Here is a 13,758-nt window from a genome sequence, read left to right as displayed (position 1 = left end):
GCCGCCCCGCGCACCGCGTATCCGGCAACGGTGCCCCCAGTCCGGGGGGCCACGACGAGGGGGTGTCACCCACCCGGGGGGTGGGTCTCGCCCGCCCGGAGGCCGGTCGGTGTACGAACGATGGTGATGTCCAGCGCTGACCCGACCGACGCCCGCCTCGACGACCGCACGCGTTGGAGGGCCTTCGCCGTGTGCGTCGCGGTGGCCGCCCTGACGATCCTCGACCTGTCGAAGGTCAACGTCGGGCTGCCGTCGATCGAGAAGTCCCTCGACGCCACCAGTTCATCCCTGCAGCTCATCGTGGCGGGGTACGCGCTGGCGTTCGGCCTCGCCCTCGTGCCCGCCGGTCGGCTCGGCGACCTGAAGAGCCGCCGTGCCCTGTTCATCATCGGACTCGTGGCGTTCACCGTGTCGAGCCTGCTCTGCGCCGTGGCGCCGACCATCGAGGTGCTCATGGTCACGCGGATCCTGCAGGGCTTCGCCGCCGGCACCCAGATGCCGCAGGTGATCGGACTCGTGCAGCAGTTGTTCCGGGGCCCGGAGCGAGGACGGGCCTTCGGGCTGTTCGGCGCCATGATCGGCATCTCGACGGCGCTCGGCCCGACGATCGGCGGTGGCCTCATCGCGATCGGCGGCGAGGAGAACGGGTGGCGGCTGCTGTTCTGGATGAACGTGCCGCTCGGACTCGTCGCGCTGTTCTTCGCGATGCGGCTGCTGCCCAAGGGGGCGCAGGGACAGGCGAAGGACCGCGAGCTGGACATCGTCGGCATCCTGCTGCTCGGCGCCGCCATCATCACGCTGATGCTGCCGTTCGTGCTCACCACGGGTGCCGGCGACTCCGGTGCCCGGTGGCTCTGGCTGATCGCCTTCGTCGTGTTCCTCGGCCTGTTCGTGCTCTGGGAGGTCCGGTACAAGCAGCAGGGCAAGTCACCGGTGGTGCACTTCGAGCTGTTCCGGCTGTCGTCGTACCGCAACGGGCTGTCGATCGTGGCCGTCTACTTCGCGGCGATCCCGGCGTCCTTCCTGATGGTGACGCTGTTCCTGCAGGAGGGGCTCGGGCTGTCACCGCTGTTCGCCGGCATGGTGAGCATCCCGTTCGCGGCCACGAGCGCCGTGGGGTCCTACATCGGCGGACGGATCGTCGACCGGGTCGGACGGGCCCTGGTGGTCTTCGGGCTCTTCATGGTCGTCGTCGGCTTCGTGCTCCTCATGCTCGCCGCGGTGCTGACCCCGCCGGAGGTGACGCCGTGGGCGATGGCCGGGGCCTTCCTGGTCGGCGGCCTCGGCGGCGGGTTCGTGGTGTCGCCGAACCAGACGCTCACCCTGGCCGAGATCCCCGTGGAGCAGTCCGGGGTCGCCGGGTCGATGCAGCAGCTCGGGCAGCGCGTCGGGACCGCGATCGGGACCGCGGTGGCGACGAGCATCTTCTACGGGATCGTGCGGGGTGCTGCTGCCGGGGGCTCCGGCGGGAGTCGGCTCGATGCGTACCACGACGCGTTCCGGAGCGGCACGACGTTCACGGTCTCGCTGATGGCCCTCGCGCTCGTGCTGGCGGTCGGGGACCTGGTGGTGCGGCGGCGTGCGGCTCGGCGTGAGGCGGCGGCTGCGGCCGCCTGATCGACTCGGACCGACACCCGCGACGTCATCCGACGTCGAGCGTGTCGTTCGGGGTCGTGCTAGCGGCGGATGACCTCGACGACGGCGTCGTGCACCAGGCCGTTCGTCGCGAGTGCACTGCCGTGCCAGGCCCCGGGGTCGCCGTCGAGTGAACTGAAGCGCCCGCCGGCTTCCTCCACGATGGGCACGAGGGCCGCGATGTCCCACGGCTTCAGGTCGGGTTCGCCCGCGATGTCGATGACCCCCTCGGCGACCAGCATGTACGACCACATGTCGCCGTAGGCGCGCGTCCGCCAGACCTTGCGGGACAGGCCGACGAGGGACTCGAGCCGGTCGTCGTCGTCCCACTGCTGGATGCTGTTGTAGCTCAGGCTCGCGTCGGACAGGTCCGCGACACCGGAGACGCGGAGGTCGCCGTCGAACGAGTGCGCGCCGAGGCCCTCGGCCGCCCACCAGCGCTTGCCGAGCGCGGGGGCGCTCACGACGCCGAGCACGGGGCGGCCGTCGACCGCCAGGGCGATGAGCGTCGCCCACACCGGCACACCGCGCAGGTAGTTCGCGGTGCCGTCGATCGGGTCGATGACCCACTGACGGTGCCCCTCGCTGGTCGCCTCGGCGCCGGTGTCCGCCGTGGTCTCCTCGCCGAGGAACGCGTCGTCGGGTCGTTCCGTCGCGATCCGCTCGCGCAGGGCGTGTTCGACGGCCTGGTCGGCGTCGGTCACGTGCGTGCTGTCGGCCTTCTTCGACACGTGCAGGTCGGCGGCGCGGAACCGCTCGAGGCTGATCGTGTCGGCGATGTCGGCGAGCGAGCGGGCGAAGTCCAAGTCGGCGCTGAGGTCCACGGGTCGAGCGTAGCGGGGCTACGCGGCGACGACCTCTTCCTCTTCGAGCCGGGTGACCTCACGCTCGCGGGCGATGCGGGTGCGGCGGGCGACGAGGCCGTGCACGACCACGCACAGCAGGACGGCTGCGGCGAGCCAGAGCGCGAGCACCAGGGACGACCGGCCGAGCGAGGCGTCCGGGAAGTACTGCAGGTCCTGTGCCGCCTGCAGCCACGCGGCGCCACTCCAGAAGGAGTGGAGTGCGGAGAAGAACCCGGGCACGAACGACGCCTGGAAGATGCCGCCGGACGACGTGAAGTTGAGCATCACGAACAGCATGGTGAGCACGGGTGTCGTCCACCGCCCGAGGACCGGGTGCAGGCCGACGCCGATCGCGACGATGATCGCGTCGTACAGCCAGGCGAACAGGAACACCTGCCAGTGGTGCGTGGTGATGACGCCGTAGATCGGCCCGGCGACGATGATCCCGATGCCGGCGACGACCCCGGCGGCGGCGAGGCCGACCACCGCGGTCCACACCGCGCGGAGCTTCGTCGCGACGGACGCCACGGCGATGGCCGATGCGTAGCCGCCGACGCTCAGGGCGACGAGCAGGAAGAACAGCCCCTGGCCGGTGCTGTCCTGTTCGCCCGTGGGGACGACGTCGACGACCCGGAACGGCACGTGCTGCTCGTACGCGATCGGCAGGAAGACCTTCTGTGCGGCGCTCGCGGTCGTCTCCGATGCCGCGGTCGACACGTAGAGCGTCGCGCCCGTGGTGGTCGGGGCGTACACGGCGGCCAGGTCGCGGTCGCGGATCTGCCGCTCGGCGTCCTTGGTCGAGGGGACGACGTGGGCGACGAGGGCACCGTCGGACTCGTCGGTGACGGTCTGGGCGAACACCTGGGTCGCGGCGGACTGCCCGACGATGCCGACGGGCAGTTCCTTCGGCGCGGGGGCGTGGAAGGCACCGAGGTAGGCCAGGCCCATGCCGGCGGCGAGGAACAGCGGCACGAGGATGTGCGTGGCGAAGGTCAGGAGCACCCGTCCGAGGCCGGCCGGGCGCAGGACGCTGTCGGTGCGCTGCGGTCGCGGTGCTCGTGAGGACTTGTGGGTGGGGGAGTGGTGCGCGTGCGACGTCGTTGTCGTGCTCGAGGACGGGGCGTCGACGGCGGGGGTCGGCGCAAAGTTGTACTTTGCAACTTCAGACACGAGGGTTCACTGTACAACACCGCTGCGCACTTGTCGACGCGTGCTGGGTGGGGGTGCGGTCGGGCCGGGCGCGGTGGGACGAGGTGCCACGCCCGAGCGCCCTCCGCCGAGGTTCCACGACATGCCGCACGCGGTTCGCCGAGGTTTCACGAACGGCCCGAACCACCGCCGAGATGTGCAGATTTCGGAACCTGGACGGGCCGCGACTGGAGGGCCGCGACTGGACGGGACGGGCGGGACTGGCCACGCCTGGACAGGACGGGCGAGCGGGACGGGGCGCCGGAGTGGTCACGACATGCCATGCGTCGGAGCTCGAGCGGCCACGAACCGTTGAATGCTGCTCTGTCAGGCGACAGTTCGTGACCCATCGGCGCACGCCGGCGGGCGCGGGCGCGCCGCGGGCTACTCGAGGCCGGGGTCGGAGGCGCCCATGCCCGTCAGGAGTGCGCGGAACGAGTCGAGCCGTTCGACACCGGTGGCGCCGAGCTCGCCGTCCTGCACCCGGTCGACGATCTCCCAGTCGTGCGCCTGCGCCAACGGGATGTCGTCCCGCGCGGGCCGCACCGGGATCGCGTGCGAGGCGAACGCGCGGAAGACGTTCGCCGGGTCGACGTGCCCGAGGCCGAACGACCGGACGCCCGGGGTGTCGATGATCCACCCGCCGTCACGGACCCGCAGCGCGATCGACGACGACGAGGTGTGCCGCCCGCGCCCGGTCACCGAGTTCACGACGCCGATCGCCCGCGTCGACCCGGTCAGGGCGTTCACGAGGGTCGACTTGCCGACACCGGAGTGCCCCACGGTCACGGTGACCTTGTCGTCGAGCAGGTCGTGCAGGGCCTCGAACGGGACGTCGTCGGACCGGCTCGTCACGATCCGCAAGGAGAGGCAGGCGAAGTGCGCCAGGAACGGTGCCGGATCGGCGAGGTCCGTCTTCGTGATGCAGAGGATCGGGTCGAGCCCGGCGTCGAACGCGGCGACCAGGTAGCGGTCGATGAGCCGGGTGCGGGGCTCGGGGTCGGCGGCCGCCACGACGATGAGCATCTGGTCGGCGTTCGCCACGATGACGCGCTCGACCTCGTCGGAGTCGTCGGCACTGCGGCGGAGCAGCGTGGTGCGCTCGGCGACCTTCACGATGCGCGCCAGCGATCCGGGGTCGCCCGAGACGTCGCCGACGAGCGACACGTGGTCGCCGGTGACGACGGACTTCTTGCCGAGCTCGCGGGCCTTCGTCGCCGTGATGACGTGCTCGGATCCGGGATCGGAGCCGGAGCCCGTCCCCACCAGCACGCCGAACCGCCCACGGTCGACGTTCGTGACCCACCCCACGGGGGCGTCGTCGTACGTCGGCCGGGTCTTCGTGCGGGGCCGGTTGCCCTTCGGGTTCGGACGCACCCGCACGCTCGACTCGTCGTACTGTCCGTACGGTTCGTCCGCGTCGGAGTCGTCACCGTCGACGTCGTCCCACCAGCTCATGCGTCAGGCCCCCGCGTCCCCGGTCGAGACGAGCGCCGCCCACAGCTCGGGGAACTGCGGCAGCGTCTTGGCCGTGCACCCGATGTCGTCGACGGCGACGCCGTCGACGACGAGGCCCACGACGGCGCCGGCCGTCGCCATCCGGTGGTCGTCGTACGCGGCCCAGCCGCCGCCGTGGAGCGCGGCAGGCTCGATGCGCAGGCCGTCGTCGAGTTCGTGCACCGCGCCTCCCGACCGGTTCACGTCCGCCGCGAGCGCGGCGAGACGATCCGTCTCGTGCCCACGCAGGTGGCCGATCCCGGTGATCTCGGTCGGCCCGCCGGCCAGCGCGGCCAGCGCGACGAGCGCCGGTGCGAGTTCGCCGCCGCGGCTGAGGTCCAGGTCGAGACCCGGCAAGGAGGCCCCGCCCCGGATCCCGACGCCGCCGTCGACGACCAGGTCGTCGCCGTCACGGGCCACGGTCGCGCCCCACAGGGGCAGGAGCGTCTCGAGGTCGGCGCCGACCTGCGTGGTCTCGCGCGGCCAGGTGCGGATGCGGACGGTGCCGCCGGCGACGAGCGCGGCGACCGCGAACGGCGCGGCGTTCGACAGGTCGGGCTCGATGGTGACGTCGCGCGCGGCGATCGGACCGGGGTGGACGACCCACTCGCCGACCGCGGGTTCGTCGACGGTCACGCCGCGGGCACGGAGCGCGGCGACGGTCATCTCGATGTGCGGCAGGCTCGGCAGGCGCTCCCCGACGTGGGTGAGGTGCAGGCCCTCGTCGAAGCGGGGCGCGGAGAGCAGCAGGCCCGACACGAACTGCGACGACGCCGATGCATCGATCGACAGGGCGCCTCCGCGGACCGACCCGGTGCCGGTGAACGCGAACGGCATCGAGCCGGCGCCGTCGTCGGTGACGTCGACGCCCAGGTCGACGAGCGCCCCGATGATCGCGTGCATCGGACGCTTGCGGGCGTAGGGGTCGCCGTCGACGACGACCGGGCCGACCGCCAGGGCGGCCAGCGGCGGCAGGAACCGCATCACGGTGCCGGCGAGGCCGCAGTCGACGCGGACGTCGCCGTGCATCGGTGCCGGGGTGATCCGGAGGTCGGGCCCGTAGGGGTTCGGCTGCGTTCCCGGTGCCGGCTCGACCTCGTCGATCCCGACGCCGAGCTGCCGGAGCGCCGCGATCATGAGCGCCGAGTCGCGCGAGTGCAGCGGCAGGCGGATGACGGAGGGGCCGTCGGCGAGGGCGGCGAGCACGAGCTCGCGGTTCGTCAGCGACTTCGAGCCGGGCAGCGCGACGTCGCCACGCAGGGGACCGCGCGCGAGCGGGGCGATCCAGGGGGCCGGGTCCGCGGCGGCCTGTGCACCGCTCTGGGAATGCGTCGTGTCTGCCATCGGTTCACAAGACTACTGAAACGATCGGGAGGACCCTTGGCGACAGCACTCGCACCCTCGCGGACGCGCCTGCCCGGCGTGTCCACGTCGCTCGCTCTAGACTGGCCCGCGATGACGACCGACGAGCCGCAGGCAGCACCGCACGACCTGGTCGAGGAGACCGAGGAGCAGCTCGACGCGGTCGAGGCGGAAGAAGCGGACGACGAGTCCTTCGTCGACGCCAAGACCGTGTCGGCCGACGAACTCCGGGCCCTCTTCGAGACCCAGGCACTGCCCTTCATGGACCAGCTGTACGGCGCGGCGATGCGGATGACCCGCAACCCGGCCGACGCCTCGGACCTGGTGCAGGAGACCTTCGTCAAGGCGTTCGCCGCGTTCCGCCAGTTCAAGCAGGGCACGAACCTGAAGGCCTGGCTGTACCGGATCCTGACGAACACGTTCATCAACACGTACCGCAAGAACCAGCGGAACCCGTACCAGGGCACCATCGACGAGCTCGAGGACTGGCAGCTCGGCGGCGCCGAGAGCGTCACCCAGTCGATCTCCGCACGGTCCGCCGAGGCCGACGCGATCGACCACCTGCCGTCGTCCGCCGTCAAGGACGCCCTGCAGGCCATCCCCGAGGACTTCCGGATGGCCGTGTACTTCGCCGATGTCGAGGGCTTCTCGTACCAGGAGATCGCCGACATCATGAAGACCCCCGTGGGGACGGTCATGAGCCGTCTGCACCGTGGTCGCCGGCTCCTCCGGGGGCTCCTGGCGGACCACGCCCGTGAGACCGGCATCGTCCCGGACGCAGCGTCGACGGCGACGATGCGCGGACGAGGCCGGAAGACTGCCGCGACCGAGGGTCGCGTCGATGGGAAGGAAGCACGATGAGCGGCTGCGACTGCTCCAAGGCGAAGGCCGAGCTCGAGGAGTTCCTGCACGGGGAGCTCTGCCGCGAGGACGCGGCGGACATCCGTGAGCACATGGACGACTGCGAGGACTGCACGACCGAACACCGCGTCGGCGTCGTCCTGATCGAGACCGTGCGCCGCGCGTGCAAGGAGACCGCTCCGGAAGAACTGCGTGGCGAGATCCTCGCGCGCATCCGGCTGGAGCAGTCGACCCACTGAGGTCCTCGGCTCCGTCGTCACACGGCGGGTCGGGTCGGTAGTGTCACGGACATGACCCTCCTCGTCGAGTCGATCACCACCTGGTCCGACACGGACGTCTCCGACGTCGCTGCCCTCGTCCGCCTGCTCGGCCACGAGGTCGACGACGCGGCGATGCGCGCACGCCTCGAGCGGCTCACGCCCGAGGCCGGACACCGCACCTGGGTGGTGCGTGGCGACGACGGTCGCGCGGTCGCCGTCGCCGGCGCGCAGGTCACCTGGGCGTACGCGAGCGACGAGCCGACGGCGCAGCTCCTGCTGCTGGTGGTCGACGACACGGCCAGGAGGCTCGGCACCGGTTCCGCGCTCATCGGCACCTTCGAAGCGTGGGCGGTCGAGCAGGGCGCGCGTCGCCTGAGCGCCGTCAGTGCGGCTGCCACGGACAGCGCGCACCGGTTCTACCAGAAGCGCGGGTACCACGACGCGGGTGTGCGCTACACGAAGATCGCGTAGCCGTCACGTTCCTCGCGAACGTCGAAGCGCCCCGTGCAGGAGTCCCTCGGACTCCCGCGCGGGGCGCTTCCTGACGCTCAGGCCGACGCGTTCAACGCCTTCTCGATGACCTCGGTGGCTTCCTGTGCGGAGCGCTTCGACGAGCCGGTGGCCGGCGCGGCACTCGCGGCACGGGCGGCGACCGACAGCGGCCGACCGTCGAGGTGCGGCGACAGGTTCATGCAGACGAACGGCCAGGCGCCCTGGTTCTCCGGCTCCTCCTGCGCCCACACGACGTCGGCGTCCGGGTAGCCGGCCAACACCTCGAGGATGCGCTCGAGGGGGAGCGGCGCGAGCTGCTCGAGCCGGACGAGGGCGACGTCGGTGACCCCGCGCTTGTCCGCCTCGGCGCGCAGGTCGTGGTGCACCTTGCCGGAGTGCAGGACCACCCGACGCACCGCCGCCTTGTCGGGGTGGTCGGATGAGCGCAGACGGTCTTCGTCGATCACTTCCTGGAAGGTGCCGTTCGTGAAGGCCTCGACCGCGCTCGTCGCCTGGCGCAGGCGGAGCATGGCCTTCGGGGAGAACACGATCAGCGGCTTCTGCGGACGCTCCCACGCCTGGCGGCGCAGCAGGTGGAAGTACGACGCCGGAGTGGACGGGCGGGCGACGACCATGTTGTCCTCGGCGCACAGCTGCAGGTAGCGCTCGATGCGGGCGGACGAGTGGTCCGGTCCCTGGCCCTCGTAGCCGTGCGGCAGCAGCAGGACGAGGCCGGAGCGCTGCCCCCACTTCTGCTCGGCGGACGAGATGAACTCGTCGATGACGGTCTGGGCGCCGTTCGCGAAGTCGCCGAACTGCGCCTCCCACAGCACGAGTGCCTCGGGCCGCTCGACCGAGTAGCCGTACTCGAACGCCATCGCCGCGTACTCGCTGAGCAGCGAGTCGTAGATGGTGAACCGGGCCTGGTCCTCGGTGAGGTTCGACAGCGGCAGCCACTCCTGGCCGTTCGACCGGTCGTGGAACACCGCCTGGCGCTGGACGAAGGTGCCGCGGCGGGCGTCCTGGCCGGCGAACCGGACGGGCTTGCCTTCCACCAGCAGCGAACCGATCGCCATGAGCTCGGCCATCGCCCAGTCCACGCCGCCGTTGCGCGTCATGTCGGTGCGCTTCGACAGCAGCTGCTGCAGCTTCGGGTGGATCGAGAAGCCAGCGGGCGGGTTGCTGTGCGCGTCACCGATGGAGCGGACGAGCTCTTCCGACACCGCGGTCTCGCGGACCTCGACCTCGGAGTCGTCCTGCTGCGCCGCCGGGCGTTCGAGCCCCTGCACGGCACCGTCGTCGTCGACCTGGATCACCGGGATGGTGCCGGTCTGCGCCTCGTGCGTCTCGGCGAAGGCACGCTCGAGGCGGTCCTGGAAGTCGCGGTGCGCCTCGTCGTACTCTTCCTGCGTGATGTCCCCGCGGCCGACGAGGGCCTCGGTGTACAGCGTGCGGACGGACCGCTTCGCCTCGATCAGGTTGTACATGAGCGGCTGGGTCATCGAGGGGTCGTCGCCCTCGTTGTGCCCGCGGCGGCGGTAGCAGATGAGGTCGATGACGACGTCACGGTGGAACGCCTCGCGGTACGCGAACGCCAGGTCGGCGACGCGTGCGACGGCTTCGGGGTCGTCGCCGTTCACGTGGAAGATCGGCGCCTGGATCGTCTTGGCGACGTCGGTGGAGTACACCGAGCTGCGCGCCGACTCGGGCGGGGTGGTGAACCCGACCTGGTTGTTGATGACCAGGTGCACGGTGCCGCCCGTGCGGTAGCCGCGGAGCTGCGACATCTGCAGCGTCTCGACGACCACGCCCTGACCGGCCATCGCCGCGTCGCCGTGCACGAGCACCGGTAGGACGTTCGTCGAACCGGGGCCCTGCTTGTCCTGCTTGGCCCGGACGATGCCCTCGAGCACGCCGTCGACGGCCTCGAGGTGGGACGGGTTCGCCGCGATCGTCACGGGGATGCTCGAGCCGTCCGAGGTGCGGAACAGCCCCTCGGTGCCGACGTGGTACTTCACGTCGCCGGAACCCTGACCGGACACCGAGCCCGGCAGGGACGAGCCCTCGAACTCACGGAAGATCTGGCCGTAGGTCTTGCCGGCGATGTTCGTCAGGACGTTCAGGCGACCGCGGTGGGCCATGCCGATCGCGACCTCGGCCAGGCCGACACCGGCAGCGTGCTGGATGAGCGTGTCGAGGAACGCGATGGTGGACTCGCCGCCCTCGAGCGAGAAGCGCTTCTGCCCGACGTACTTGGTCTGCAGGAAGGTCTCGAACGCCTCGGCCTCGTTGAGCTTGCCGAGGACGCGCAGCTGCTCGTCCTTCGACGGCTTCGAGTACGGGACCTCGATGCGTTCCTGCACCCAGCGGCGCTGCTCCGGGTCCTGGATGTGCATGTACTCGATGCCGACGGTGCGGCAGTAGGCGTCGCGCAGGATCCCGAGGACGTCGCGCAGCGGAGCACTCGTCGTGCCGGCCAGCCCACCGGTGACGAACTCGCGGTCGAGGTCCCAGAACGTCAGCCCGTGGCTCTCGATCTCGAGGTCGGGGTGCGTGCGCTGGCGGTACTCGAGCGGGTCGATGTCGGCCATCAGGTGCCCGCGGACGCGGTAACTGTTGATGAGCTCCTGCACGCGGGCGGTCTTGTTGACCCGGTGCGCCAGGTCGACGTTGATGTCGTTCGCCCACTGGATCGGCTTGTACGGGATCCGGAGCGCCGCGAAGATGCCGTCGTAGAAGCCGTGCTCGCCGATGAGGCGTTCGTGCACGTGCTTGAGGTACTCGCCCGAGCCGGCGCCCTGGATCACCCGGTGGTCGTAGGTGCTCGTCAGGGTGATGGTCTTGCCGATGCCGAGCTCGACGAGGGTCTTCGACGCCGAGCCCTGGAACTGCGCCGGGTACTCGAGGGCGCCGGCGCCGATGATCGCGCCCTGCCCCTTGGTCAGGCGGGGGACCGAGTGCACGGTGCCGATGCCGCCCGGGTTCGTGAGCGAGATCGTCGTGCCCTGGAAGTCGGCCGGCGTCAGCTTGTTGTCGCGGGCCCGCTTGACCAGGTCCTCGTAGGCCGACAGGAACTGGCCGAAGGTCAGGGTCTCCGCACGCTTGATGCTCGGCACGAGGAGCGACCGGGTGCCGTCCTTCTTCGGGACGTCGATCGCGATGCCGAGGCCCACGTGCGCCGGGGCGACGACGAACGGCTTGCCGTCGCGCTCCTCGTAGAACACGTTCTGGCTCGGGAAGTCCTTGAGTGCCTGCACCATCGCCCACCCGATGAGGTGGGTGAAGGAGATCTTGCCGCCGCGGGCACGGCGCAGGTGGTTGTTGATGACGATCCGGTTGTCGATCATCAGCTTCGCCGGGGTCGTCCGGACACTCGTTGCCGTCGGGACGGTCAGCGAGGCGTCCATGTTCGACGCCAGGGTCTTCGCCATGCCCCGGAGCGGGGTCGCCACGTCCTCGTGGGTCTCCTCGTGGTCGTCGGCGGCGTCGTTGGCCTCGGCCGGGATCGGCGGCGGGGTCGGCTGGCGCGACGTGGTCTTCGCCTGGATCGGACCACCCTGCGCTGCCTGCTGCGGGGCCGGCGCGTCGCCGGTCGCGGGCTGCTGCGTGGTCGACTGCGCGGGCGTCGAGGACTGCTGGTCAGCTGCCGGAGCGCCGCCGACCTGCGTGCGGTGGTAGCTCTCGAGGACCGGCCACCAGGACTTGTCGACCGACTCCTTGTCCGCGACGAACTGCTCGTAGAGCTCGTCGACGAGCCACTCGTTCGCCCCGAATTCGCCCGCGGTCTCGTCCGTTCCGGTCAGATGGCTCGACACAGCCGATCGCCCACTCTCCGTCGATAGATGCTCGTGTGTGTCGTGCGGTGCAACCCTGCCCCGCACAGGTGCCAAGCCTAGCCGCTCGCACATGTCCGTTCGGTGTCAGCCGCGGCGCGAGTCGGGGCCCGGTCCGGCCTCCGGGCGGAGCCGTACAGTGGGGCCCATGAGGTTCTACGAGACGCGGCCGACACACGACCTGACCTACTCCGACGTCTTCCTCGTCCCGAGCCGATCCGGCGTGACGAGCCGCTTCGACGTCGACCTCGCGTCGAACGACGGCAGCGGTGCGACGATCCCGATCGTGAGCGCCAACATGAACTCGGTCACGGGTCCGCGCCTCGCCGCGACCCTGGCCCGGCGCGGGGGCCTCGGCGTCCTGCCGCAGGACATGCACCTGCAGGACCTCGACGCCGCGATCCGCTGGGTGAAGGACCAGCCGGTCGACTACGACACCGCCTACGACATGGGCTCGTCCACCACCGTCGCCGAGGCGCTCGAGCAGCTGCTGCCCGTCGCCGGTCGGGGCGTGGTGGTCCGCGACGCCGCCGGGGAGTACCTCGGGTGCGTCCCCGCCAGCCGGCTCGGCGACGCCGGTCCCGACGCGACGCTCGGCGACCTGCTGCACGGCGCCTCGACCGCGATCGACGCCGAGGACGCCGGCACGCCCCGCCACGTCTACGACGTCCTGAGCGGCGCCGAGGTCGACTTCGCGCCCGTCGTGCGGCACGGCAAGGTCGTCGGCACCACGAGCCGGACCAGCGCCATCCGCTCGGACATCTACACGCCGGCCGTCGACGTCTCTGGTCGCCTGCGCGTCGCGGCCGCGATCGGCATCAACGGCGACGTCGCCGCCAAGGCGCAGGCCCTCGCCGCCGCCGGGGTCGACGTGCTCGTGCTCGACACGGCGCACGGCCACCAGGAGAGCATGCTCCGCGCGCTCCGCACCGTCGCGGGGCTCCGGCTCGGCATCCCGCTCGTCGCCGGCAACGTCGTCACCGCCGACGCCGTCGCCCACCTCGTCGACGCGGGCGCGGACATCATCAAGGTCGGTGTCGGACCCGGCGCCATGTGCACCACGCGCATGATGACCGCCGTCGGTCGGCCGCAGTTCTCCGCCGTCCTCGAGACCGCCGCCGCCGCCCGGTCCCTCGGCGCGCACGTCTGGGCCGACGGCGGGGTGCGCTACCCGCGCGACGTCGCCCTCGCACTGGCGGCCGGCGCCTCGGCCGTGATGATCGGCTCGTGGTTCGCCGGCACCCTCGAAGCGCCGGGCGTGCTCCGTCGCGACGCCGCCGGCAAGGCCTACAAGGAGAGCTGGGGGATGGCGTCCGCGAAGGCCGTCCGCGAGCGCTTCGAGCGGCTCGACCCGTACGAGCGGGCCCGCAAGGAGCTCTTCGCCGAGGGGATCTCGTCGTCGACGATCTACCTCGACCCGGAGCGCCCGAGCGTCGAGGACCTGCTCGACATGATCACCACGGGCGTCCGGAGCTCCGCCACCTACGCGGGCGCCGCGTCGCTGGCCGAGTTCTCCGAGCGTGCCCTGGTCGGCATCCAGTCCGCCGCCGGCTACGAAGAGGGCAAGCCGCTCCCCGTCAGCTGGTAGCGCGCCGGCGGGCGCGGCCCTGGTCGCGACCACGAACGGACGGGAGGCCCGTGGTGAGACCGCCACGTGCCTCCCGTCCGCCATCGCGAAAGCGACAGATCCCTGCGGAACGTTCGCGGGAATCTGTCGCTTTGGCGGGACTGGCGGCACCGAGTCTCGGCTGGGCGACCGAATCTGTAGCGCCGGCCGTGAGATCG

General features: G+C 71.2%; 10 protein-coding genes. 5 read left to right on the top strand and 5 right to left on the bottom strand.

Going from position 1 to position 13,758, the window contains the following annotated elements:
• The first annotated feature begins 126 nt into the window (after positions 1-126).
• Positions 127-1,617: an MFS transporter gene (locus EDF51_RS04075; RefSeq protein ID WP_131846425.1), complete on the top strand. Its 1,491-nt coding sequence runs from the start codon at positions 127-129 to the stop codon at positions 1,615-1,617.
• Between the two features lie 59 nt (positions 1,618-1,676).
• Here EDF51_RS04075 and EDF51_RS04070 read toward each other — a convergent pair whose 3' ends face one another.
• The 4 genes from EDF51_RS04070 to aroA form a co-directional block, all read right to left on the bottom strand.
• The gene (locus EDF51_RS04070; RefSeq protein WP_132100227.1) at positions 1,677-2,459 is read right to left on the bottom strand and encodes an inositol monophosphatase family protein; all 783 of its coding nucleotides are present in this window, start codon (positions 2,457-2,459) and stop codon (positions 1,677-1,679) included.
• Positions 2,460-2,477: 18 nt separating this feature from the next.
• Positions 2,478-3,650, bottom strand: a complete 1,173-nt coding sequence (locus EDF51_RS04065) for a hypothetical protein (RefSeq protein WP_132100228.1) — start codon at positions 3,648-3,650, stop codon at positions 2,478-2,480.
• Positions 3,651-4,052: 402 nt separating this feature from the next.
• Positions 4,053-5,126, bottom strand: coding sequence for a ribosome small subunit-dependent GTPase A (rsgA, locus tag EDF51_RS04060; RefSeq protein ID WP_132100229.1), 1,074 nt, complete (start codon positions 5,124-5,126; stop codon positions 4,053-4,055).
• 3 nt (positions 5,127-5,129) lie between these two features.
• Positions 5,130-6,509 carry a 3-phosphoshikimate 1-carboxyvinyltransferase gene (gene aroA / locus EDF51_RS04055; protein WP_132100230.1) on the bottom strand — a complete coding sequence of 460 codons (1,380 nt, stop codon included), beginning with the start codon at positions 6,507-6,509 and terminating at the stop codon, positions 5,130-5,132.
• Between the two features lie 111 nt (positions 6,510-6,620).
• On the opposite strand from aroA, the gene EDF51_RS04050 reads away from it, so the two are divergent.
• The 3 genes from EDF51_RS04050 to EDF51_RS04040 are packed head-to-tail and all read left to right on the top strand — an operon-like array spanning position 6,621 to position 8,119.
• Positions 6,621-7,388, top strand: coding sequence for a sigma-70 family RNA polymerase sigma factor (locus tag EDF51_RS04050; protein WP_123294769.1), 768 nt, complete (start codon positions 6,621-6,623; stop codon positions 7,386-7,388).
• On the top strand, positions 7,385-7,627 hold the full coding sequence (locus tag EDF51_RS04045) for a zf-HC2 domain-containing protein (RefSeq protein ID WP_111086426.1): 243 nt from the start codon (positions 7,385-7,387) through the stop codon (positions 7,625-7,627). Before EDF51_RS04050 ends, EDF51_RS04045 begins: the two co-directional genes overlap by 4 nt.
• A gap of 51 nt (positions 7,628-7,678) precedes the next feature.
• The gene (locus EDF51_RS04040; protein ID WP_123294768.1) at positions 7,679-8,119 is read left to right on the top strand and encodes a GNAT family N-acetyltransferase; all 441 of its coding nucleotides are present in this window, start codon (positions 7,679-7,681) and stop codon (positions 8,117-8,119) included.
• A 77-nt stretch (positions 8,120-8,196) separates the two neighbouring features.
• On the opposite strand, the gene EDF51_RS04035 is transcribed toward EDF51_RS04040, so the two are convergent.
• Positions 8,197-11,955, bottom strand: a complete 3,759-nt coding sequence (locus tag EDF51_RS04035) for a multifunctional oxoglutarate decarboxylase/oxoglutarate dehydrogenase thiamine pyrophosphate-binding subunit/dihydrolipoyllysine-residue succinyltransferase subunit (RefSeq protein WP_208321813.1) — start codon at positions 11,953-11,955, stop codon at positions 8,197-8,199.
• A 166-nt stretch (positions 11,956-12,121) separates the two neighbouring features.
• Here EDF51_RS04035 and EDF51_RS04030 point away from each other — a divergent pair, with 166 nt between their 5' ends.
• Positions 12,122-13,561 carry a GuaB1 family IMP dehydrogenase-related protein gene (locus tag EDF51_RS04030; RefSeq protein ID WP_131846431.1) on the top strand — a complete coding sequence of 480 codons (1,440 nt, stop codon included), beginning with the start codon at positions 12,122-12,124 and terminating at the stop codon, positions 13,559-13,561.
• Positions 13,562-13,758: the final 197 nt, after the last annotated feature.

Source organism: Curtobacterium sp. PhB25 (assembly GCF_004365375.1).
GTDB lineage: Bacteria > Actinomycetota > Actinomycetes > Actinomycetales > Microbacteriaceae > Curtobacterium.
Note: the sequence above shows the minus strand (reverse complement) of the source record. Positions and strands in the feature narration are given on the sequence as shown.